20 protein-coding genes are annotated in these 22,521 nt (G+C 57.7%); 14 read left to right on the top strand and 6 right to left on the bottom strand.

Going from position 1 to position 22,521, the window contains the following annotated elements; translation table 11 throughout:
* Positions 1-100 precede the first annotated feature (100 nt).
* Positions 101-1,759, bottom strand: coding sequence for an ATP-dependent endonuclease (locus BHE81_RS20545; RefSeq protein ID WP_004176693.1), 1,659 nt, complete (start codon positions 1,757-1,759; stop codon positions 101-103).
* 419 nt (positions 1,760-2,178) lie between these two features.
* Between BHE81_RS20545 and aqpZ the strand changes: the two genes are divergently transcribed.
* From aqpZ to hcr, 4 genes are all read left to right on the top strand, one after another.
* Positions 2,179-2,874: an aquaporin Z gene (aqpZ, locus tag BHE81_RS20540; protein ID WP_002896434.1), complete on the top strand. Its 696-nt coding sequence runs from the start codon at positions 2,179-2,181 to the stop codon at positions 2,872-2,874.
* 115 nt (positions 2,875-2,989) lie between these two features.
* The gene (locus BHE81_RS20535) at positions 2,990-3,889 is read left to right on the top strand and encodes a lysine exporter LysO family protein (RefSeq protein ID WP_073545651.1); all 900 of its coding nucleotides are present in this window, start codon (positions 2,990-2,992) and stop codon (positions 3,887-3,889) included.
* 143 nt (positions 3,890-4,032) lie between these two features.
* Positions 4,033-5,685 (top strand): hydroxylamine reductase, encoded by a 1,653-nt coding sequence (gene hcp / locus BHE81_RS20530; protein ID WP_004176696.1) that lies wholly within the window; start codon positions 4,033-4,035, stop codon positions 5,683-5,685.
* A 10-nt stretch (positions 5,686-5,695) separates the two neighbouring features.
* Entirely contained in the window at positions 5,696-6,664 is a 969-nt protein-coding gene (gene hcr, locus BHE81_RS20525; protein ID WP_004147771.1) for an NADH oxidoreductase, read from the top strand.
* A gap of 211 nt (positions 6,665-6,875) precedes the next feature.
* Here hcr and BHE81_RS20520 read toward each other — a convergent pair whose 3' ends face one another.
* A complete protein-coding gene (locus BHE81_RS20520; protein ID WP_004209688.1) occupies positions 6,876-7,310 on the bottom strand; it encodes a DoxX family protein in 435 nt (144 codons plus the stop codon).
* Positions 7,311-7,461: 151 nt separating this feature from the next.
* On the opposite strand from BHE81_RS20520, the gene poxB reads away from it, so the two are divergent.
* The 4 genes from poxB to BHE81_RS20500 all read left to right on the top strand — a co-directional run bounded on the left by poxB (position 7,462) and on the right by BHE81_RS20500 (position 12,774).
* Positions 7,462-9,180 (top strand): ubiquinone-dependent pyruvate dehydrogenase, encoded by a 1,719-nt coding sequence (poxB, locus tag BHE81_RS20515; RefSeq protein WP_023302129.1) that lies wholly within the window; start codon positions 7,462-7,464, stop codon positions 9,178-9,180.
* A 38-nt stretch (positions 9,181-9,218) separates the two neighbouring features.
* A complete protein-coding gene (gene ltaE, locus BHE81_RS20510) occupies positions 9,219-10,220 on the top strand; it encodes a low-specificity L-threonine aldolase (protein WP_023302130.1) in 1,002 nt (333 codons plus the stop codon).
* A gap of 10 nt (positions 10,221-10,230) precedes the next feature.
* Entirely contained in the window at positions 10,231-11,673 is a 1,443-nt protein-coding gene (locus BHE81_RS20505; protein ID WP_023342921.1) for an SDR family oxidoreductase, read from the top strand.
* Between the two features lie 87 nt (positions 11,674-11,760).
* Positions 11,761-12,774, top strand: a complete 1,014-nt coding sequence (locus BHE81_RS20500; RefSeq protein WP_023302132.1) for an NAD-dependent epimerase/dehydratase family protein — start codon at positions 11,761-11,763, stop codon at positions 12,772-12,774.
* On the opposite strand, the gene BHE81_RS20495 is transcribed toward BHE81_RS20500, so the two are convergent.
* Together BHE81_RS20495 and BHE81_RS20490 are read right to left on the bottom strand one after the other, a co-directional pair.
* Positions 12,771-13,601, bottom strand: coding sequence for an N-acetylmuramoyl-L-alanine amidase (locus tag BHE81_RS20495; RefSeq protein ID WP_004209681.1), 831 nt, complete (start codon positions 13,599-13,601; stop codon positions 12,771-12,773). The genes BHE81_RS20500 and BHE81_RS20495 overlap by 4 nt on opposite strands.
* Positions 13,602-13,632: 31 nt before the next feature.
* Positions 13,633-14,772, bottom strand: coding sequence for a GGDEF domain-containing protein (locus BHE81_RS20490; protein ID WP_021313343.1), 1,140 nt, complete (start codon positions 14,770-14,772; stop codon positions 13,633-13,635).
* Between the two features lie 878 nt (positions 14,773-15,650).
* Between BHE81_RS20490 and BHE81_RS20480 the strand changes: the two genes are divergently transcribed.
* From BHE81_RS20480 to artJ, 6 genes are all read left to right on the top strand, one after another.
* Positions 15,651-16,166, top strand: a complete 516-nt coding sequence (locus BHE81_RS20480; protein ID WP_002896394.1) for a lipoprotein — start codon at positions 15,651-15,653, stop codon at positions 16,164-16,166.
* A gap of 226 nt (positions 16,167-16,392) precedes the next feature.
* Positions 16,393-17,121: an arginine ABC transporter ATP-binding protein ArtP gene (gene artP, locus BHE81_RS20475; protein WP_002896392.1), complete on the top strand. Its 729-nt coding sequence runs from the start codon at positions 16,393-16,395 to the stop codon at positions 17,119-17,121.
* 20 nt (positions 17,122-17,141) lie between these two features.
* Positions 17,142-17,873, top strand: coding sequence for an arginine ABC transporter substrate-binding protein ArtI (artI, locus tag BHE81_RS20470; RefSeq protein WP_002896390.1), 732 nt, complete (start codon positions 17,142-17,144; stop codon positions 17,871-17,873).
* A 6-nt stretch (positions 17,874-17,879) separates the two neighbouring features.
* On the top strand, positions 17,880-18,596 hold the full coding sequence (gene artQ, locus BHE81_RS20465; protein WP_002896386.1) for an arginine ABC transporter permease ArtQ: 717 nt from the start codon (positions 17,880-17,882) through the stop codon (positions 18,594-18,596).
* Positions 18,596-19,264 carry an arginine ABC transporter permease ArtM gene (gene artM / locus BHE81_RS20460; protein ID WP_004141917.1) on the top strand — a complete coding sequence of 223 codons (669 nt, stop codon included), beginning with the start codon at positions 18,596-18,598 and terminating at the stop codon, positions 19,262-19,264. The genes artQ and artM overlap by 1 nt, the downstream gene beginning before the upstream one ends.
* Before the next feature lie 183 nt (positions 19,265-19,447).
* On the top strand, positions 19,448-20,179 hold the full coding sequence (gene artJ, locus BHE81_RS20455; protein WP_002896384.1) for an arginine ABC transporter substrate-binding protein ArtJ: 732 nt from the start codon (positions 19,448-19,450) through the stop codon (positions 20,177-20,179).
* Positions 20,180-20,265: 86 nt separating this feature from the next.
* Here artJ and BHE81_RS20450 read toward each other — a convergent pair whose 3' ends face one another.
* Positions 20,266-21,738, bottom strand: coding sequence for a sensor histidine kinase (locus BHE81_RS20450; protein ID WP_002896382.1), 1,473 nt, complete (start codon positions 21,736-21,738; stop codon positions 20,266-20,268).
* Positions 21,735-22,451: a response regulator transcription factor gene (locus BHE81_RS20445; RefSeq protein WP_002896380.1), complete on the bottom strand. Its 717-nt coding sequence runs from the start codon at positions 22,449-22,451 to the stop codon at positions 21,735-21,737. The genes BHE81_RS20450 and BHE81_RS20445 overlap by 4 nt, the downstream gene beginning before the upstream one ends.
* Between the last annotated feature and the right edge of the window lie 70 nt (positions 22,452-22,521).

Here is a 22,521-nt window from a genome sequence, read left to right as displayed (position 1 = left end):
CGAAACCCGTTGGCAACAGGACACCCATTTTTCGCGTCAATGAGGTTTTGTTTAGCTGCCGGAGAGCTTTGTGCCGCCGTAAATGACGACGGCGGTGAGATTAATCGGCACGACCGCGGGCTAGCCACAGCACCCGTGAGAACATTTTCTTCAGCAGCGTCGGCACAGCGTCCACGCCACGGCGGCCGGCCTCCATCGCCACCTCAATCGCCAGGTCCGGCTTGGATGAGCGATGGATGGCTTTGGTGATCACCCGCCGCATATTCATCGGGACATTATCCGGGATCTGCGCCACCCGATGATAAACGTCATCAAATCCCTGACGATACATAAAGTGTTCCATATCCAGCGCCGGCAGACTGGTCAGATGGTCGCGCTCCAGCTCGCGATCGTTATTAAGCAGACCTCGTACCGTCGCGGCATATTTTTTCCCCGCCTCATCGCCGTCCACCAGCACGTGCCACTGGATCCCCATCCGGCGGGCAAACTTGATCAATGGCTTCAGGCCGGACTGGGCGAATTCGATCACCTTAACCCCTTCAGCATCAAAATGATGACCGCACTGCCGGGCCAGTTCGTTGATAACCCAGGTTTCCGTCTCTCCCTCCACCAGCAGCCAGCAGCGGGCGAAGAGCGATGAGGCGCGATTGAAGCGAATGTGAAAAGCAATGCGCCGGCTCTCTTCGGCATTCATTCCGCCCGGGCCTAACCGCCACGCCGATACCCGCGTCGACTCACGCACCAGCCGGCAGACCTGCTCTACCGGTGTCAGGGACAGCAGCTCTCCGGAGTTGGTGGTGGTCACACGCTGCAGCGGCAACAAATTCAGCAGGTGCCAGGCGACGGAAAGCATGATTGGATGCAGACGGGTCTCGGGATCTTCAATCAACAGCAGCGGTCGCGCGTCGCGATCGAGGCGCACCGTCCCTTTCGCCTGCAGGAGGGTGGCAAACAGCCCCAGCAGGATCACCCGATGGCTGCGCCCGCCGGGCTTGTCGATCATCCGGTTGATAATATCCAGATAACGCCAACTGCGCTGTTCATCATGGGAGCGCCGCCGCATCAGGCGATGCCGCGTCTGAGCGCTGCTTTGCTCGGCAAAGTAATGCTCAAGCAGTTGCACCATGGCCGATAGCCCCTGACGGATCTGACCGTCCGATAAATTTTGCGGATGGCTGACCAGTTCGCGGGAGAGAAAATCCAGCTGACGGGCGGTGATCTCTATCTGCGGCGAATGCGGTACCGTCCCGTTATGGATGCGGCGCATAAAGCGCGCATCGCGCAGGCGCAGCACCGGCATCAAACGCACCAGGTGTCGGGCCAGCTCATCAATCTCCTCCAGCACCAACGCTTCGCCTTCACCATCGATAAAGCTCCGCAGGGTCATCACGCTGTCATCTTCGGCGAGCTCGCCCTCCAGGCGATAGAACACCCGGTGATACCCGTCATCGCAAGGCACCCAGCAGCGCTGAAGCGGACGGAAACGCCGGACCCGATGGCGGCCTGGCTCCGTTTCGCGGAAGGTCAGGATAATATGCAAATGGTGTTCGCGCCCCTGGATGTCGCCCGGGGGAAACCAGAAATCATCGCGAACAAAGTGATAAAGATCGAACTCCGGCGACAAAAGCAGGGTCAGCGCATCAAGCAGACTGGACTTCCCCCACGCGTTCTCCCCGATCAGGACGTTATTTTGCTCCAGCATCAACGACAAACGATTGATACCGCGAAAACCGACGATTTCTACGCGCTCAAGAAGCATATCCCCTCCGCTACACCACCACTCTCCTTCAGTAATCAACAGTATAGCGAGGGCGGAGGCAAGATGACACTCTGCTTAATCGCATCCGTGGCTCATATTCAGCGGATTAAATATATTCATAAAATTACTCACTTATCGCCTATTACCGGCCGTTGATTATTCATCAAACAAAATAGTTTTATTTCAGGCGTTATGATCTACACTATTGATAATCTTCCATGGATAAAGGAAAGGCTAAACTGGCAAAAGGAATCCACTCACCTTGCCCTAAATCAAATAATATCAATATATTTAACTGGCTCCGGGATGGCGATTATCTCTAGAATAACGCCGCTTTATTTTTATCGTCATCCCTTATCACGATAAATAAAGACCGGCACGGTCCGCTCGTGCGCGTAAACAATTTAATTGAGGTGGTTATGTTCAGAAAATTAGCAGCCGAATGCTTCGGCACCTTCTGGCTTGTATTTGGCGGCTGCGGTAGCGCCGTGCTCGCCGCGGCTTTCCCCGAGCTGGGTATTGGTTTTGCCGGCGTCGCGCTGGCATTTGGCTTAACGGTATTAACCATGGCGTTTGCGGTCGGCCATATTTCCGGGGGGCATTTCAACCCGGCGGTCACCTTAGGCCTGTGGGCCGGCGGCCGTTTTCCGGCAAAAGAGGTCATTGGCTATATTATCGCTCAGGTGGTCGGCGGAATTATTGCCGCGGCGGTGCTGTACGTGGTTGCCAGCGGTAAAGCCGGCTTTGATGCCGCCGCCAGCGGCTTCGCCTCCAACGGCTATGGCGAACACTCCCCGGGCGGTTTCTCCATGCTGTCGGCTATCGTCATTGAAATTGTCCTGACCTGCGGCTTCCTGCTGGTTATTCATGGCGCGACCGATAAACATGCGCCGGCGGGCTTTGCCCCCATCGCCATCGGCCTGGCGCTGACCCTCATCCATTTGATCAGCATTCCAGTCACCAACACCTCGGTCAACCCGGCGCGCAGCACCGCGGTGGCAATTTTCCAGGGCGGCTGGGCGCTGCAGCAGCTGTGGCTGTTCTGGGTCATGCCAATCGTCGGCGGGATCCTCGGCGGCGTGCTGTATCGCACCCTGCTGGAAAAACGCGATTAACGCTTTTCAAAGCCCGGGTCTCCGGGCTTTTTCTTTCTGGCGACAGCTTTACTCGGCCCGGTGATTTGGGTAGTGTCATGGGCGCTATTCTCATCATGCAAGGGCTGCATCGTTCATGTTTTCGGGACTCTTTATTATTCTGTTGCCGCTGGTCGTCGGCTATTTACTGCCTCTTCGTCACTCCTCCGCGCTAAAGCTGATAAACCGCATGCTCAGCTGGATTGTCTATGTAATCCTTTTTTTTATGGGTATCAGCCTGGCGTTCCTCGACAATCTGGCCAGCAACCTGCTGGCAATATTGCATTACGCCGCGGTGAGCGTGGTTATCATTTTACTGTGTAATATCGCCGCCCTGCTGTGGCTGGAAAGTAAAATGCCATGGCGCAGTCAGCATCGTCAGGAGAAATTACCCTCGCGCCTGGCCATGGCCCTGGAATCGCTGCAGCTGTGCGGTGTGGTCGTGCTCGGTTTTCTGCTCGGTCTGACCAGACTGCCTTTTTTACAGCACGCGACAGAAGCCAGCGAATATACGTTGATTTTTCTCCTGTTCCTCGTCGGTATCCAATTACGCAATAATGGAATGAGTCTGCGACAAATAGTCCTTAACCGCCGGGGAATGATCGTCGCCGTGGTGGTTACGGCCAGTTCATTACTCGGCGGGATACTTAACGCCTTTATTCTCGGTCTGCCGTTAAAGACCGGTCTGGCAATAGCCAGCGGTTTCGGCTGGTATTCGCTCTCCGGTATTTTACTCACCGAATCCTTTGGCCCGGTCATCGGTAGCGCGGCGTTCTTTAACGATCTCTGTCGCGAGCTGCTGGCCATCATGTTAATTCCGGGCCTTATTCGCCGCAGCCGCTCCACGGCGCTGGGGCTGTGCGGCGCCACCTCGATGGACTTCACCTTACCGGTACTGCAGCGTTCCGGCGGCGTCGAAATCGTCCCTGCCGCCATCGTGCACGGTTTTCTGCTTAGTTTGCTGGTCCCGATCCTGATCGCCTTTTTTACCGCCTGAGCACCCGTTGGCGGCAGCCCTCCTGCCGCCAAATTTGCGCTAAATCAATCTCCCTTTAAGTTGTCTTAGAAATACCTTTTCACCCGTTGCCGCGCGGCATAATCTTAAACATGTATATCAAATATAACTTTAAAGGTGTGACCATGTTTTGTGTGCAATGTGAACAAACCATTCGTACCCCAGCCGGCAACGGCTGCTCTTACGCGCAGGGGATGTGCGGTAAAACAGCGGAAACCTCGGACCTGCAGGATCTGCTGATTGCGTCACTGCAAGGCCTGTCCGCCTGGGCGCTTAAAGCGCGCGAATATGGCATTATCGATCATCAGGTCGACAGCTTTGCCCCCCGCGCCTTCTTCTCCACCCTGACTAACGTTAACTTCGATTCCCCGCGCATCGTCGGCTACGCCCGCCAGGCAATTGCCCTGCGTGAGGCGCTGAAAGCGCAATGCCTGGCGATCGATGCCAGCGCCGCGGTCGACAGCCCGGTCGCCGACCTGCAGCTGGTCAGCGACGATCTGGGCGACCTGCAGCGTCAGGCGGCGGACTATACCCCGAATAAAGATAAAGCCGCCATCGGCGAAAATATTCTCGGTCTGCGCCTGCTGTGCCTGTACGGTCTGAAGGGTGCGGCGGCCTATATGGAGCACGCCCACGTGCTCGGCCAGTACGACAACGCTATCTATGCCCAGTACCATAAAATCATGGCATGGCTGGGCACCTGGCCTGCGGATATGAATGCGCTGCTCGAATGTTCGATGGAAATCGGCCAGATGAACTTCAAAGTGATGAGCATCCTCGACGCCGGTGAAACGACCAAATACGGCCATCCGACGCCGACTCAGGTCAACGTTAAAGCCACCGAAGGGAAGTGCATCCTGATCTCCGGCCACGATCTGAAGGATCTGTATAACCTGCTGGAGCAGACGGAAGGCACCGGCGTCAACGTCTATACTCATGGCGAAATGCTGCCGGCTCACGGCTATCCGGAGCTGCGTAAATTCAAACATCTGATTGGCAACTACGGCAGCGGCTGGCAAAACCAGCAGGTGGAGTTCGCCCGCTTCCCGGGCCCCATCGTGATGACCTCTAACTGCATCATCGACCCGACCGTCGGCGCCTACGACGATCGCATCTGGACTCGCAGCATCGTCGGCTGGCCGGGTGTGAACCATCTGGAAGGCGAAGACTTCTCCCCGGTCATTGCCCAGGCGCAGCAGATGGCTGGCTTCCCGTACAGCGAAATCCCGCATCTGATCACCGTCGGCTTTGGCCGTCAGACCCTGCTTGGCGCGGCGGATACGCTGATCGATCTGGTCAGTCGTGAAAAACTGCGCCATATCTTCCTCGTCGGCGGCTGCGACGGCGCCCGCGGGGAGCGTAACTACTTCACCGATTTCGCCACCAGCGTGCCGGATGACTGCCTGATCCTGACCCTGGCCTGTGGTAAATACCGCTTCAACAAACTGGACTTTGGCGATATCGAAGGGCTGCCGCGCCTGGTCGACGCCGGGCAGTGTAATGACGCTTACTCGGCGATTATTCTGGCGGTCACGCTGGCGGAGAAACTGGGCTGTGGCGTCAACGATCTGCCGCTGTCGCTGGTGCTCTCCTGGTTCGAACAGAAAGCGATCGTCATCCTGCTGACGCTGCTGTCGCTGGGTGTGAAAAACATCGTCACCGGTCCGACGGCGCCTGGTTTCTTCACCCCGGATCTGCTGGCGGTCCTCAATGAGAAGTTTGGTCTGCGTTCCGTGACCACCGTGGAACAAGATATGCAGCAGCTGCTGAGCGCTTAAGGAGTCCCTGATGACTATGCCAACCTCCCAGTGCCCGTGGCGGATGCAGGTTCACCACATTCACCAGGAAACCCCGGACGTGTGGACCCTTTCGCTGCTGTGCCACGATTACTATCCGTACCGCGCTGGCCAGTACGCTCTGGTTAGCGTGCGTAACTCGGCGGAAACGCTGCGCGCCTATACCCTCTCCTCGACGCCGGGGGTCAGCGAATACATTACGCTGACCGTTCGCCGTATTGACGAGGGTACGGGTTCGCAGTGGTTGACCCGCGAGGTCAAACGCGGCGATTACCTTTGGCTGTCCGATGCGATGGGCGAGTTTACCTGCGACGATAAAGCGGAAGATAAATTCCTGCTGCTGGCCGCCGGTTGCGGTGTGACACCGATCATGGCGATGCGCCGCTGGCTGGCTAAGCATCGACCGCAGGCCGACGTACAGGTGATTTATAACGTGCGTTCGCCGGAAGATGTAATCTTTGCCGAAGAGTGGCGCAACTACCCGGTCACCCTGGTAGCGGAGCACAACGCGACGCACGGTTTTGTCGCCGGCCGTCTGACCCGGGAGCTGCTGCAGAGCGTGCCGGATTTAGCCAGCCGCACCGTGATGACCTGCGGCCCGGCGCCTTATATGGAGAAGGTCGAGCAGGATGTTGCCGCCCTGGGCGTCACCCGCTTCTTTAAGGAAAAATTCTTCACCCCGGTGGCTGAGGCCGCCACCAGCGGGCTGAAATTTACTAAACTGCAGCCGGCGCGCGAGTTTTACGCGCCGGTGGGCACTACGCTGCTCGACGCGCTGGAGAGCAATAAAGTGCCGGTGACCGTCGCCTGCCGCGCCGGCGTCTGCGGCTGCTGCAAAACCAAAGTGGTTTCCGGGAAGTACAGCGTCACCAGCACCATGACGCTGACCGACGCCGAAATCGCCGACGGCTATGTGCTGGCCTGCTCCTGTCATCCGCAGAGCGATCTGGTTCTCGCCTGAGGTCAAAATCCCCGGTGGCGCTACCGCTTACCGGGGCTACATCGCTGTGCGATTTGGTAGCCCGGAGAAGGCGCAATGCGCCGCCTCCGGGAAAATCCCTGGCGACAATAAACAAACGCTCAGGCGACATGAGATAAACGCTTTCCCGGACTGAAAAAATTGCAAATCGCCAACAGTATCGACTTTACGCCCCAGGACGAATGAGGCATTTTTACCGCCAGGCCGACTGACCGGCCAGCGAATAACGCCCCGCGCCGAGTAGCGCAATCGCCAGTGCGCCAACAAAGAAATAGACCAGATTCTCAATGGCCCACGCTCCCACCGTATCAAGCGCAAACGTCTTGCCGAGACCGACCATCAGCCACGCCACCACCATGGTGAACGCCAGCACCAACGCCGCCGGGCGGGTCAGGACGCCGATAATTAACAAGCAGGGAGCGACCACTTCCCCCACCAGCACACCGTAGGCGATAAACCCGGGCAATCCCTGCGCCGCCAGCATCCCGCTAATGCCATCCACACCATCTATCAGCTTATGGATTCCATGGAAAAGCATTAAGCCGCCGACGGCAAGTCGTAACAAGAGTTTACCGGCGTCATCATGCGACAGCCTGCGATTTACTGTGTTTAACAATCCTTTAACCATTTGATGTGCATCCTGTTTTGCATCCTGTGTACTTCCTGAGTATGCGCAGCCGGAGAGGAATAAAACCAGCAAAAAATCAGGGGTAATCGGTTACATTGCGGTCAGTTTCATCTAAGCTTGAAGGCGTTATCAAAAAAAGGAGATGGAGATCATGAAACAGACCGTGGCGGCATACATTGCCGAAACGCTGGAACAGGCCGGCGTGAAACGTATCTGGGGCGTCACCGGAGATTCCCTCAATGGATTGAGCGATAGCCTTAACCGCATGGGCACCATCGACTGGATGCCCACCCGGCACGAAGAGGTCGCCGCTTTCGCCGCTGGCGCGGAAGCGCAGCTGACCGGCGAGCTGGCGGTCTGCGCCGGCTCCTGCGGACCGGGCAACCTGCATCTGATTAACGGTTTGTTTGACTGTCATCGCAACCATGTCCCGGTGCTGGCCATCGCCGCCCACATCCCATCCAGCGAAATCGGCAGCGGCTATTTTCAGGAAACCCATCCTCAGGAGCTGTTCCGCGAGTGCAGCCATTACTGCGAACTGGTCTCCACGCCGGAACAGATCCCGCAGGTGCTGGCAGTGGCGATGCGTAAGGCAGTGATTAACCGCGGCGTCTCGGTGGTGGTGCTACCCGGCGATGTGGCGCTGAAGGCCGCCCCGGAAAGCGCCAGCAGCCACTGGTATCATGCGCCGCTGCCGACGGTCACCCCGGCGGAAGAAGAACTGCGCAAGCTGGCGCAGCTTATTCGCTACTCCAGCAATATCGCGCTCATGTGCGGCAGCGGTTGCGCCGGCGCCCACCAGGAACTGGTGGAGTTCGCAGCCAAAATTAAAGCCCCCATCGTCCACGCCCTGCGCGGCAAAGAGCACGTGGAGTACGACAACCCGTACGATGTGGGCATGACCGGGCTGATTGGCTTCTCTTCTGGCTTCCACACCATGATGAACGCCGATACCCTGATCCTGCTGGGTACCCAGTTCCCCTATCGCGCCTTCTACCCAACCGACGCGAAAATTATCCAGATCGACATCAACCCCGGCAGCATCGGCGCACACAGTAAGGTCGACATGGCGCTGGTGGGCGATATTAAATCGACGCTGAAGGCGCTGCTGCCGCTGCTGGAAGAGAAAACCGATCGCCACTTCCTCGATAAGGCGCTGGAGCACTATCGCGACGCGCGAAAAGGGCTCGACGATCTGGCTAAACCCAGCGATAAAGCCATTCACCCGCAATATCTGGCGCAGCAGATCAGTCATTTTGCCGATGAAGATGCCATTTTCACCTGTGATGTCGGCACCCCGACCGTCTGGGCGGCACGCTATCTCAAAATGAATGGTAAACGCCGCCTGCTGGGCTCGTTCAACCACGGCTCAATGGCCAACGCCATGCCGCAGGCCATCGGCGCCAAGGCCACTGCGCCGGAGCGGCAGGTAGTGGCCATGTGCGGCGACGGCGGGTTCAGCATGCTGATGGGCGATTTTCTGTCGCTGGCGCAGATGAAGCTGCCGGTGAAGATTGTCATCTTTAACAACAGCGTGCTGGGCTTCGTGGCGATGGAAATGAAGGCCGGGGGCTATCTCACCGACGGTACGGAGCTCCACGATACCAACTTCGCCCGCATCGCCGAGGCCTGCGGTATCAAAGGTATACGCGTTGAAAAAGCCTCCGAGGTGGATGAAGCGCTGCAGACCGCCTTCCGCACCGACGGTCCGGTGCTGGTCGACGTCGTCGTCGCCAAAGAGGAACTGGCGATCCCGCCGCAGATCAAGCTGGAGCAGGCCAAAGGCTTTAGCCTGTATATGCTGCGGGCGATCATCAGCGGGCGCGGCGATGAGGTCATCGAACTGGCGAAAACCAACTGGCTCAGGTAAAACAGAAGCAATACGTTGAACCAGACCAAGGAAAAGCCGTGATCGATTTACGCAGTGATACCGTTACCCGTCCCGAGCGCGCCATGCTGGAGGCCATGATGGCCGCCCCGGTCGGGGACGATGTGTATGGCGACGACCCTACCGTCAATGAACTGCAGCGCTATGCCGCCGACCTGGCCGGCAAAGAAGCGGCGCTATTTCTACCCACCGGCACCCAGGCCAACCTCGTTGGCCTGCTCAGCCATTGCCAGCGCGGCGAAGAGTATATCGTCGGCCAGGGGGCGCATAACTATCTGTACGAAGCCGGCGGCGCGGCGGTCCTCGGCAGTATTCAGCCGCAGCCGATCGACGCCGCGGCGGATGGTTCGCTGCCGCTGGATAAAGTGGCAGCGAAAATCAAACCCGACGATATCCATTTTGCCCCCACCCGCCTGCTGAGCCTGGAAAACACCCATAACGGTAAGGTGCTGCCGCGCGACTATCTGCAGGAAGCCTGGGCGTTTACCCGCCAGCGCAATCTGGCGCTGCACGTCGACGGCGCACGCATCTTTAACGCCGTGGTGGCCTACGGCTGCGAGTTACGCGATATCGCCCAATACTGCGACTCCTTCACCATCTGCCTGTCAAAGGGGCTTGGCGCTCCGGTAGGCTCGCTGCTGCTCGGCAGCGAGGCGTACATTCGCCGCGCCGTCCGCTGGCGGAAAATGGTCGGCGGCGGGATGCGCCAGGCGGGCATCCTGGCCGCCGCCGGGCTGTACGCGCTGAAAAATAACGTGCAGCGCCTGCAGGAGGATCATGACAACGCCGCGTGGATGGCGGAGCAGCTGCGCGCTATCGGCGCCGACGTCACCCGTCACGATACCAACATGCTGTTCGTTCGCGTCGGCGAAGAGCAGGCCCCGGCGCTCGGCAAGTTTATGCAGGCGCAGGGGGTATTGATTAACGCCTCGCCTGTTGTCCGTCTGGTCACTCACCTGGATGTCAACCGTCAGCAGCTGAGCGAGGTGGTCGCCCACTGGCAGGCTTTTTTACAACGCTAAGGAGTCAGGCGTGTCGCAATCAGTTCTGGTGCTCGGCGCCAGCGGCTATATTGGCCAGCATTTGGTGCGCGCATTAAGCGCGCGGGGCTATCCGGTGCTGGCGGCGGCACGCCATATCGACCGATTGCAAAAACTCGCTTTGCCCGGCGTTACCTGCCGGTCAGTCGATCTCAATCAGCCGCAGGACCTGCCTGCGCTACTCACCGGTATCGATACCCTTTATTATCTGGTCCACGGCATGGGCGAAGGCGGTGATTTTATCGCCCATGAGCGGCGGGTGGCGACGTATGTGCGCGATGCCCTGCGTCAGTCATCAGTGCGCCAGGTGATATTTCTCAGTTCGCTGCCGGCCCCGGCGCAGGAGCAGTCCGACCATCTGCGCGCTCGTCAGATTACCGGCGATCTCCTGCGTGAGTCGGGCGTGCCGGTGACCGAGCTGCGGGCCGGGATTATCGTCGGCGCCGGCTCCGCCGCCTTCGAGGTGATGCGCGACATGGTTTATAACCTGCCGGTGCTAACCCCTCCGCGCTGGGTACGTTCGCGTACTACCCCTGTCGCGCTGGAAAACCTGCTCGTTGACCTGGTTGAGCTGCTGAATCATCCCTCCGATGCGCACCGCGTCTTCGAAGCCGCCGGTCCGGAGGTGTTAAGCTATCAGCAGCAGTTCATTCGCTTTATGGCCGTCAGCGGTAAACATCGCCCACTCATTCCCATTCCCCTGCCGACGCGCTGGATCTCGGTGTGGTTCCTCAATGTCATCACCTCGGTGCCGCCGACCATCGCCAAGGCGCTGATTCAGGGGCTGAAGCACGATCTAATCGCTGACGATCGGGCGCTGCGGGCGCTGATCCCGCAAACGCTGATCCCCTTCGATCAGGCGGTTCGCCGCACGCTGAAAGAAGAAGAGCAGTTAGTAAACTCCAGCGACTGGGGCTACGACGCTCAGGCTTTCGCCCGCTGGCGACCGGAGTACGGCTACTATCCGAAGCAGGCAGGTTGCGCCGTCGCCACTCAGGCAAGCCGCCAGGCCCTGTGGCAGGTCGTTAACCAAATCGGCGGTGAAGAGGGGTATTTTTTCGGCAATCTGCTGTGGAAAACCCGCGGCGCGATGGATCTGCTGGCCGGCCACCGGCTGGCCAAAGGGCGGCCGCAGCGCGCTTATCTGCAAACCGGCGATACGGTCGACAGCTGGAAGGTAATTATCGTGGAGGAAGAAAAACAGCTCACCCTGCTATTCGGTATGAAAGCGCCCGGGCTGGGCCGATTAAGCTTTACCATTAACGATAAAGGCGATCGTCGTGAACTGGACGTGCGCGCCTGGTGGCACCCGCACGGTATGCCAGGCCTGATCTACTGGCTGCTGATGATCCCGGCGCACCTGTTTATTTTCCGCGGTATGGCGCAACGCATCGCCCGGCTGGCCGAACAAATCTCAGGCAGAGTCGAAGGATAAGCGTTATTCTTTCATGATTCTCATTGCATAGTCGGGAGAATCACGGAAAAATGCGCACGAAATTCTTTTCTGGGACAGTAGAGTGATATGAAGGTACTGGTTACCGGTGCGACCAGCGGATTAGGCCGCAACGCAGTGGAATATCTGCGCAACAAGGGCATCAGCGTGCGAGCGACCGGGCGCAACGAAGCGATGGGCAAGCTTCTGAGCAAAATGGGGGCGGAATTCATCCCGGCAGATTTAACCGAGCTGGTCTCTTCGCAGGCTAAAGTGATGCTCGCCGGTATCGATACCCTATGGCACTGCTCCAGCTTTACCTCGCCATGGGGCACTCAGCAGGCTTTCGATCTCGCTAACGTCCGCGCCACCCGTCGTCTGGGCGAATGGTCAGTGGCATGGGGAGTGCGCAATTTCATCCATATCTCTTCGCCATCGCTCTATTTTGATTATCACCATCATCGTGATATCCAGGAAGATTTCCGTCCACACCGCTTCGCCAACGAGTTTGCCCGCAGCAAGGCGGCCAGCGAGGAGGTGATCAACCTGCTGGCGCAGGCTAACCCGCATACCCGTTTTACCATTCTGCGGCCGCAGAGCCTGTTTGGGCCGCACGACAAAGTCTTTATCCCCCGGCTGGCGCAAATGATGCAGCATTATGGCAGCGTCCTGCTCCCGCGCGGCGGCAGCGCGCTGGTCGACATGACCTATTATGAAAACGCCGTACATGCGATGTGGCTGGCGAGCCAGCCGGCCTGCGATCATCTTCCCTCCGCCCGCGCGTGGAATATCAGCAACGGCGAACCGCGCACCTTGCGGAGCATCGTGCAGAAATTGATCGACGAGCTCGGCATCAAATGCCGGATCCGCTCAGTTCCCTATCCGATGCTGGATATTATCGCCCGCAGCATGGAGCGCTTTGGCGATAAAACCGCCAAAGAACCCGCGTTTACCCACTACGGCGTCTCCAAGCTTAACTTTGATTTTACGCTCGATATCACCCGCGCGCAGGACGAGCTGGGCTATCAGCCGGTGGTGACGCTTGACGACGGCATCGTGCGCACCGCCGCCTGGCTTCGCGACCACGGTAAACTACACCGCTAACCCTGGCCATATTTTTCTAACAGCGCCTCGGCTATCGCTTCGGTTTGCGCATCCGCTACCCCATCCCAGCGCTGCGGACGGAAGTGCATCTGGAAGGCGATAATCACCCGCTTCTTCTGCGCGGGGGTCATCTCCGGCGTCACCTGATAGCCATAGCGCGAGAGCAAATCCAGTACGATTTCGGGGTCCACTGGCTCGCTGGCCGGCCGCCCGTTGAGATAAAAGGCCACCCGCTGCTCGTCAGGCCAGGCGCCGATCCCCTGCTGCGCCAGCTGTTGCCAGGGGAATAACGGCCCCGGATCGTCTTTGCGCTGCGGGGCGATATCCGCATGGGCGACCACATTCTGCGGCGCGATGTGGTAGCGGGCGATGATATCGCGCGCCAGCGGGATCAGAGCCGCAATCTGTTCCGGATGAAAGGGGGTAAAACTTTTGACGCCCGCCGTCTTCTGCCAGCCGCGGTTCTCCAGCTCAATGCCAATGGAGGTATCGTTAATGCGCGTACTGCCGCGCCAATAGCTTACCCCGGCGTGCCAGGCTAAATCCTCTTCCGGCACCAGCTGCCAGATCCGCGGTTTATGCTGATAACGCGGGGGCTGTTCAGGAATTAAATAGTGGGAGCTGACCTCTTTATCGGTCAACGTGGCCAGCGAGACATCAAAATTGTCAGCCGTATAGTGGATCACTAACACCTTTATTCGCGGATAGGCAGCCTGCGCCGGATGACGGGTGTCCAGCTGGTATCCGTCGCGATCGATAATGCCCTTTTCCCCAGCGCAGCCGGTTAGCAGCAGCGCCAGCAGCACGATCCGCATCATCCGTTTCATCCCTTCTCCCTTGCCCGGCAGCGTCTCCGGGTTAATAAGACCATTGATTACGTCCTTTATTTTTCGCCTGATACAGCGCACTGTCCGCCCGGGCGATCAGCGTCTCTATCGGGACCGTGCCATCGGAGGCGACGATCCCGATACTCACGGTGATCTCCGACGCCACCGCCGAAGCGGCGTGCGGTAGGCCTGCCTCGCGGATCTTCTGCTGAATGCGCTCGGCAATAGCGGTGGCATGCGCTAAGGACACCCCGGGCAACACGACGACAAACTCTTCGCCGCCGTAGCGAGCCACCAGATCGCCCTCCGCCCGGACCGCCATTTTAAGCACCTGCGCGACAGAAGATAAGCACTCATCACCAGCCTGATGGCCATAGCGATCGTTATAGCGCTTAAAATAATCGACATCGATCATCATCAGCGCCAGCGGCGTTTTTTGCTGCCAGATCGCCGCCAGGTAAGCATTGAGCGCCCGACGGTTAGCGGTTCCGGTTAAGGCATCCTGGTTGGCGATACTTTCCAGCCGCTGAATAAGCTGCATATTCTCCTGGTGGGTATCCCAGGCTTCGTCATACCAGCGCTGCAAAATACGTCGGCCATACAGCAAAATCGCGGTAAAAATGGCCCAGAGGATCAAAAAGCGGATCTCGGTGTGATAGTGGAGCTGTATTCCCGCCAGCAAGGCGGTCACCCATAGCGGCAGCATAAAAGCGGTTATGCCGGGCCAATGGTGATACAGCGCGGTGAGGCCGGTAGTCATTAATATCACCAGCAGCGGCCAGGCAAAGGGCAAGGTCCAGAAAAAAATAAAACAATAATTACTCAGGGACCAGCACAGACTGAGCGCCAGCAGCAGCCCGGTGATGATATTCAACGTATATCGTCCCTGCGCCAGTCGCGGCGTGAGGGCAATAATCACTAAAATGGCCGAAATGATAATAACCGCAATCAACGCCGCTTCGATATAAGGAATAACCGCCCGGTGCGTCAGTAGCCTCTTATCAAAATAGGTAAAGATAAAATTGCGGAAGAAAATCATTAACGCAAAAGCGATATTGACAAAGGCCAGCCAGGGCATACTCATGGACAGCGCATGGCGCTGGACATTATCTCTGGTGGCCCACAACGCGGCTCGCTGCTGCCGGGCGCGCTCTCGCTTATTTGTTAACATCTTATCTCCCTGGTGACCTGCATGACCATGGGCGCAGCCCCTGCTTTTCTATATGATAAACCATGTTACCGGGAATGTCTGTCAGCGCCCTATCCCCTCAGCTCCGGCCTCTCAGGGTGATTTTCAGCTAACGACTGAAGAAATTAGCCTGGTCCGCTCCCGATGGGTAACCGGCTCAAAAAACAAGCATCAGCACTGCGAAATACGTCATCTTTTCGCTAAAAAGCGTTAACTAACCGTCATTAAATTGCAGCATTTTGCTTACAAAAAGCAGTGTGAGTTCAATCTGAAATCATTCATTGGTGAATGCAAACAAGAGCATGATGATAGCGAGATAAACAATAGGGGCTAAGAATATTAAATATGCAGCTTTAGTGGCAGGTACAGCATTGTTTTAAGCGGCCAATGCCGTCTTCGCAGAAATTTTAACAAAACAGCTTTTGATAAAGTCCATACGCAATATACCAAAATCGGCGCCATTTCCTCTACTGGTCAAACCGCATCCAACGATGCCCGTGAAGAGCTGATTAAAAAAACAAATGAACAAGGGGGGCGTCATTATCCCCTCCTCCGGTAATACGGATAAAAAAATGCACGTCGCCACTCGCATCTATAATAAGAAATAATTACCCTTATCTTTCAAGAGCCATTTCCCTATTTTACGGGGTAATATTTCTTGTTCACGGGAAAATTAAGTTTATTTTTATACTGCCCTGCCTTTTAGCGCCTGACGGAATTCTGTCATCCCCGTGCCGATTTCCCGCCCTAAGGCTGTAGCCACATCAAGGTCTTAGCTCTTTGCGTCAAGTACAATCCGCACGCTATACGCTATGCTTTAACGGAAACTGAAAACGTAGTTCGCTTATAAGGAAATCATCATGCGCTACAAACTTTTTGCTGTACTTCTCCCTTGCGCGCTGGCGCTCAGCGCCTGTACGACCGTCACCCCGGCCTATAAAGATAATGGCACCCGCAGCGGCCCCTGCGTCGAAGGCGGCCCTGACGACGTAGCGCAAAAATTCTACGACACCCAGATCCAGAATCGTACTCAGGATCCGGCGGCGCTGCGCCCCTATCTGAGCGACGGCCTGGCGCAGTTACTCAATGACGCCCGCCAGGATCCCGCCAACAGCAAATTACTGCAGGCTAATCCGTTCTCCAGCAGCAGCACCCCGGCAGACAGCGCCGTGGTCGCCAGCGCCTCCACCATCCCGAACCGCGATGCGCGCAATATTCCGCTGCGCGTCGATCTGAAACAGGGCACCCAGAGCTGGAAAGATGAAGTGCTGATGATCCAGGAAGGCCAGTGCTGGGCCGTCGATGACGTTCGCTATCTCGGCAACAACAGCCATGCGCCAGCCGGGACGCTGCGACAGAGTCTGGAGAAACGCTGATTCCGGAGTTGAAGCGACGCCGCTGAAACGATAACCCCGGTAAAATGTCGGTATTCGCCCCAGGAATGCCGACATTTGCGCCCCCCTCACCCACCAGGCCATATTTTGTGCTAACTTTAAAGCTAAACGTGGTTTAGATTTAACTTTTAACGCATAAATATTGCATAACTATTCTGCCAAAGGTAGTATTTGCGGCCTCAATAGCTATTCGTATCAGACTGCCCAGATGAGTATTAAACTAAACGGCATTAATTGCTTCTACGGCGCACACCAGGCGCTGTTCGACATCACGCTGGATTGCCCGCAGGGGGAAACGCTGGTGCTGCTCGGCCCCAGCGGTGCCGGGAAGAGCTCGCTGCTGCGCGTACTCAACCTGCTGGAGATGCCGCGGTCCGGTTCGTTATCCATCGCCGGTAACCAATTCGACTTCACCAGAGCGCCGTCCGATAAAGCGATTCGCGAGCTGCGTCAGAACGTCGGCATGGTCTTTCAGCAATACAACCTGTGGCCGCACCTGACGGTACAGCAGAACCTGATCGAGGCCCCCTGCCGCGTACTGGGGTTAAGCAAGGATCAGGCGCTGGCTCGCGCAGAGAAGCTGCTGGAGCGCCTGCGTCTGAAGCCGTACAGCGATCGTTACCCGCTGCATTTATCCGGCGGCCAGCAGCAGCGGGTGGCTATCGCCCGCGCGCTGATGATGGAGCCGCAGGTTCTGCTGTTCGATGAGCCTACCGCGGCGCTCGACCCGGAAATCACTGCCCAGATCGTCAGCATCATCCGCGAGCTGGCTGAAACCGGCATTACCCAGGTTATCGTCACCCACGAAGTTGAAGTGGCGCGCAAGACGGCCAGCCGGGTGGTGTATATGGAAAATGGCCATATCGTCGAGCAAGGGGATGCCTCCTGCTTCACGCATCCGCAAACTGACGCGTTTAAAAACTATCTTTCACATTGATGTTTTTCGGGGAAATGACGATGAAAAAAGTATTGATTGCCGCCCTGCTCGCAGGCATGAGCCTCTCCGCTTCCGCCGCGCAGACCATTCGTTTCGCCACCGAGGCCTCTTATCCTCCGTTTGAGCTGGTGGACGCCAACAACCAGATCGTCGGTTTCGATGTCGATCTGGCGAACGCGTTGTGTAAAGAGATCGACGCCACCTGTACCTTCACCAACCAGGCCTTTGACAGCCTGATCCCGGGACTGAAATTCCGCCGTTTCGACGCGGTCATGGCCGGGATGGACATCACGCCGGAGCGTGAAAAGCAGGTGCTGTTCTCTACCCCGTATTATGACAACTCGGCGCTGTTCGTCGGCCAGCAGGGTAAGTTCACCAGCATTGACCAGCTGAAGGGCAAAAAAGTGGGCGTGCAGAACGGCACCACCCACCAGAAATTCATCACCGATAAACATCCGGAAATCACTACCGTGCCTTACGACAGCTACCAGAATGCGAAGCTGGACCTGCAGAACGGTCGTATCGACGCGGTCTTTGGTGACACCGCCGTGGTGACCGAATGGCTGAAGAGCAATCCGAAGCTGGCGGCCGTGGGCGATAAAGTGACCGACAAAGCCTATTTCGGCACCGGGCTGGGCATTGCCGTACGTCAGGGCAACACCGACCTGCAGCAGAAATTTAACGCTGCGCTGGAAAAAGTGAAGAAAGACGGCACTTACCAGACCATCTATAACAAATGGTTCCAGAAGTAAGACTGAATGAACGAAATTTTTCCATTAGCAAGCGCCGCCGGGATGACCGTCGGCCTTGCCGTTTGCGCGCTCGTCATCGGCCTGGTCCTGGCGATGCTCTTTGCGGTACTGGAGTCAGTGAAATGGCGCCCGGTAGCCTGGCTTGCAACCGGCATAGTGACCATCCTGCGCGGGCTACCGGAAATTCTGGTGGTGCTGTTTATCTATTTCGGCTCTTCCCAGCTGCTGCTGACGCTCTCTGACGGTTTCACCATCCCGCTCGGGTTCACGCAGATCCCGGTGCAGATGCAGATTGAGAACTTTGACGTCAGCCCGTTCCTCTGCGGGGCGATCGCCCTGTCGCTGCTGTATGCCGCTTACGCCTCGCAAACGCTGCGCGGCGCGCTGAAAGCGGTTCCGCAGGGCCAGTGGGAGTCCGGCCAGGCGCTGGGGCTGTCGAAAGCGGCCATATTCTTCCGTCTGGTGATGCCGCAGATGTGGCGCCATGCCCTGCCCGGCCTCGGTAACCAGTGGCTGGTGCTGCTGAAGGACACCGCGCTGGTGAGCCTGATCAGCGTCAACGATCTGATGCTGCAGACCAAAAGCATCGCCACCCGCACTCAGGAACCCTTTAACTGGTATATCATTGCGGCGGCAATCTATCTCGTCATCACCCTGTTGAGTCAATACATCCTTAAGCGGATTGACCAGCGTGCGACGCGCTTCGAACGGAGACCAGGCTGATGCTCGACTATTTACCCGAACTGCTGAAAGGACTGCATACCAGCCTGACGCTGACCGTGGCGTCGATTATCGTGGCGCTGATCCTGTCGCTGATCTTCACCATTATCCTGACCCTGAAGACGCCGGGGCTGGTATGGATAGTCCGCGGCTATATCACCTTGTTTACCGGTACGCCGCTGCTGGTGCAGATATTCCTGATCTACTACGGCCCGGGACAGTTTCCTTCGCTGCAGGAGTATCCGTGGCTGTGGCATCTTATCTCCGAGCCGTGGCTGTGCGCCCTGATCGCTCTGTCGCTCAACAGCGCCGCCTACACCACTCAGCTGTTTTATGGCGCCATCCGGGCGATCCCCGACGGGCAATGGCAGTCCTGCAGCGCGCTGGGGATGAGTAAAAAGGATACTCTGGCGATCCTGCTGCCGTACGCCTTTAAGCGTGCGCTATCGTCCTATTCCAACGAAGTGGTGCTGGTTTTCAAGAGTACCTCTCTGGCCTACACCATCACGCTGATGGAAGTGATGGGCCACGGCCAGCTGCTGTATGGACGCACCTACGACGTGATGGTGTTCGGCGCCGCCGGGATTATCTATCTCATCGTTAATGGACTGCTGACGCTGCTGATGCGCCTGGTGGAACGCAAAGCGCTGGCCTTCGAGCGACGTAGCTAGCACCTGAGCATATTGCATAAAAAGCAAACAGCAAGGCGGATAAGTCTAACACTTGTCCGTCTTTTTTTATGCCAATAAAAATATTTAATCAAATTTATTGCATATAAATTCATTTAATGGCATTGTCACTCTATGCCGCAGACACGGCGAATAATCATAAGATAGACAGACGGGAGTTCCACGATGAAAAAGTTAGTTCTGGCTGCACTGCTCACCTCTTTCGCGTTCGGCGCTGCTGCCGCGGAAAAAATCAGCTTTGGCGTCTCCGCAACCTATCCGCCGTTTGAATCGATGGACGCTAATAACCAGATTGTCGGCTTTGATATCGATCTGGCCCACGCGCTGTGCAAACAAATGCAGGCAGAATGTACCTTTACCAACCACGCGTTTGACAGCCTGATCCCGGCGCTGAAGTTCAAGAAATATGATGCGGTGATTTCCGGAATGGATATTACGCCGGAGCGGAGCAAGCAGGTGGCCTTCACCGACCCGTACTACGCCAACTCGGCGCTGGTGATCGCCAAAAAAGATGCGTTCCATTCTTTCGATGACCTGAAAGGCAAACGGATCGGCATGGAAAACGGCACCACCCACCAGAAATATCTGCAGGATAAGCATCCTGAGGTGAAGACCGTCGCCTATGACAGCTACCAGAATGCGATTATCGATTTGAAAAATGGCCGTATCGACGGCGTGTTCGGCGACACCGCGGTGGTCAACGAATGGCTGAAAACTAACCCGCAGCTGGGGGCAGCCACGCCGAAAGTGACCGACCCGCAATACTTCGGCACCGGACTCGGCATTGCCGTGCGCCCGGATAACAAGGCGCTGCTGGAGAAACTGAACGCCGCGCTGAAAGCGATTAAGGCCGACGGTACCTACCAGAAAATTAGCAACCAGTGGTTCCCGGAGTAACTTTTTTCGCCGGGTGGCGCTGCGCTTACCCGGCCACCGCTCTTCCACGATGGCCGGGTAAGGCGTAGCCGCCACCCGGCGATTTCTCAAAGTGGCACGAAGAACCTGAACCGCGCCCCGCTTACCGACTCCACCAGTCTGATATCGCCCCCGTGCAGCTCCAGCATTCGTTTCACAATCAGCAACCCTAACCCACCGCGATCCTCCCGCGATGCCTGGGTAGACAACGCCGACGGCCGCTGGAACAGATCGTCGCGCAGCGCGGCATCGACGCCCGCTCCGTTGTCTGCCACTTCGACCTGAAGCTGTTGATTCTCCTGCCAGACCGCCAGACGGATCTCCCCGCCGACGGGAGTATGCCGCATCGCGTTATCGAGCAGGTTGGTCACCACCCTCTCAATCATCGACACATCGGCGTTAATCAGCGGCAGCGGTCCCGGTACATCAATATGCAGGTTCACCTCGCGCGTGCGGGCAGTTAATTCAAACTTCTGCGCCACGTCGGAAATCAGCTCCCCCATCGCGAAACGCTCGCGCTGCGGCTTAATGCCTCCATGCTCCAGTCGCGCCAGCTCAAACAGCTGCTGCGAGAGATGGCGCACTTTGTTGCCCTGGCGCAGGGCGATGGTGAGATACTGCCTGCGCTCCTCGGCGGTCAGCCATTCATCCTTCAGGGTCAGCGTTTCCAGATACCCCAGCAGCGAAGTCAGCGGCGTGCGCAAATCGTGAGAGATATTGGCCACAAATTCACGGCGCTGGCGATCGCTGTCGGCCAGCCGATCCCACTGATCGGCAATCTGCCGGGCAAGGTCAATAAAGCGGTTCTCGAGCACCGCCACCTCGTTACCAGGCCGGGGCTCCGGCCTGCGGGCCGCCAGGGTTTTGATGGCGCTGATGCTGTCCTGGCCGCTCGCCGCCACCTGGGCGGTGAGCAGGCGGACCGGCCGGGTGACCCAGAACCATGCCAGCCCCCCTGCCAGCAGGCCAAACAGGGCCACCAGCAGCAGCGTCCACAGAACAATGCTCCACAGCGTTTTTTGCCAGGCGTCGGCCGCCAGCTGATTAAACGTCTCCCCCTGCAAAATGATATACAGGTAGCCGCGCAGTTGGCCGTCGACGCGCAGCGGGGCGGCGCTGAAGACTTTTCGTCCGTCGGGACTGCGCGGATCGTCGCCATACACCGGCGACGCACTGCCGGTGAGAAAAGCCTGCACCGGCGCCATGTCGATACGCTGGCGCTGGATATGGCCCGGCGGCGCCGCATCGGCCAGCAGGTCGCCATCCGGCGACAGCAGATAGAGCTCCACGCTGGGATTAAAGGTCATCAGTCGGTCAAACAGCGACTTCAGGGTTTGCCGGTTGACCTCGCCGTGGGCGTCCAGCAACGGCTCGCGGGCGACAATCTGTTGAGCCAGCCCGGACGACAGACGCTGCACCATGGCGTTGCCATACTGCGCGCTGCTGTGTAACTGGACGGCGCATACCGCCACCGCGCATAGCATCAGCAGGGAAACCACCACCAGCGCCAGACGCTGGCTGAGGCTCAGGCGGCGGATCACGGGGCGGCCTCTTGCGTCACCGGGGCGAACTTATAGCCTTTTCCCCAGACGGTAAGAATGATGTCCGGCTCGGCCGGGTCACGTTCGATTTTACTGCGCAGGCGGTTGATATGGGTATTGACGGTATGCTCATAGCCCTCGTGCTGATATCCCCAGACCTGCTCCAGCAGCGCCAGGCGGGAAAACACTTCCCCGGGGTGGCGGGCGAAGTAATACAGCAGGTCGAATTCACGCGGCGTGAGGTCCACCGTCTCGCCGCGCAGCTTCACTTCGCGCGACAGCGGGTCGATGCTCAGGCCATGGCAGGACAGGCGCCCGGCGTCCATCAGCAGATTCTGCCCCATCGCCTCCTGGCGACGAAACAGCGCTTTGACGCGGGCGATAAGCTCCAGCAGTGAAAAGGGCTTCGCCAGATAGTCGTCGGCGCCCATCTCAAGGCCCAGCACGCGGTGCATTTCACTGGTGCGAGCGCTGATGATAATCACCGGCAGGTAGCGGGTCATCTGGCGGATACGCCGGCAGATCTCCAGACCATCGACGCCGGGCAGCATCAAATCGAGGATCACCGCATCCCAGACCTGCGTCTCCAGCCGGGCGAGGGCCTGGCCGCCGTCGGCTTCATGGACGATCTGATAGCCCTCATCCTGAAGATTGAGCCGCAGCAGCGTGGCTATATCCTCGTCATCTTCCACCAGCAGAATGGTTTTGGCCATTAGATTCCCCCCACCAATAACAAAACATGCTGCGTCAAGCTTACCCGATTTCAGCGGCGCAAAGCCTTCA

Source organism: Klebsiella sp. AqSCr (assembly GCF_008452795.1).
In the GTDB taxonomy this organism is placed as follows: Bacteria; Pseudomonadota; Gammaproteobacteria; order Enterobacterales; family Enterobacteriaceae; genus Klebsiella; species Klebsiella pneumoniae.
This window is presented reverse-complemented; position numbering and strand designations above follow the sequence as displayed.

Coding starts and splice junctions, on each gene's coding strand:
- BHE81_RS20545 (WP_004176693.1), bottom strand. CDS start 1,759: ATGCTTCTTGAGCGCGTAGAAATCGTCGGTTTTCGCGGTATCAATCGT.
- aqpZ (WP_002896434.1), top strand. CDS start 2,179: ATGTTCAGAAAATTAGCAGCCGAATGCTTCGGCACCTTCTGGCTTGTA.
- BHE81_RS20535 (WP_073545651.1), top strand. CDS start 2,990: ATGTTTTCGGGACTCTTTATTATTCTGTTGCCGCTGGTCGTCGGCTAT.
- hcp (WP_004176696.1), top strand. CDS start 4,033: ATGTTTTGTGTGCAATGTGAACAAACCATTCGTACCCCAGCCGGCAAC.
- hcr (WP_004147771.1), top strand. CDS start 5,696: ATGACTATGCCAACCTCCCAGTGCCCGTGGCGGATGCAGGTTCACCAC.
- BHE81_RS20520 (WP_004209688.1), bottom strand. CDS start 7,310: ATGGTTAAAGGATTGTTAAACACAGTAAATCGCAGGCTGTCGCATGAT.
- poxB (WP_023302129.1), top strand. CDS start 7,462: ATGAAACAGACCGTGGCGGCATACATTGCCGAAACGCTGGAACAGGCC.
- BHE81_RS20500 (WP_023302132.1), top strand. CDS start 11,761: ATGAAGGTACTGGTTACCGGTGCGACCAGCGGATTAGGCCGCAACGCA.
- BHE81_RS20495 (WP_004209681.1), bottom strand. CDS start 13,601: ATGAAACGGATGATGCGGATCGTGCTGCTGGCGCTGCTGCTAACCGGC.
- BHE81_RS20490 (WP_021313343.1), bottom strand. CDS start 14,772: ATGTTAACAAATAAGCGAGAGCGCGCCCGGCAGCAGCGAGCCGCGTTG.
- BHE81_RS20480 (WP_002896394.1), top strand. CDS start 15,651: ATGCGCTACAAACTTTTTGCTGTACTTCTCCCTTGCGCGCTGGCGCTC.
- artP (WP_002896392.1), top strand. CDS start 16,393: ATGAGTATTAAACTAAACGGCATTAATTGCTTCTACGGCGCACACCAG.
- artI (WP_002896390.1), top strand. CDS start 17,142: ATGAAAAAAGTATTGATTGCCGCCCTGCTCGCAGGCATGAGCCTCTCC.
- artQ (WP_002896386.1), top strand. CDS start 17,880: ATGAACGAAATTTTTCCATTAGCAAGCGCCGCCGGGATGACCGTCGGC.
- artM (WP_004141917.1), top strand. CDS start 18,596: ATGCTCGACTATTTACCCGAACTGCTGAAAGGACTGCATACCAGCCTG.
- artJ (WP_002896384.1), top strand. CDS start 19,448: ATGAAAAAGTTAGTTCTGGCTGCACTGCTCACCTCTTTCGCGTTCGGC.
- BHE81_RS20445 (WP_002896380.1), bottom strand. CDS start 22,451: ATGGCCAAAACCATTCTGCTGGTGGAAGATGACGAGGATATAGCCACG.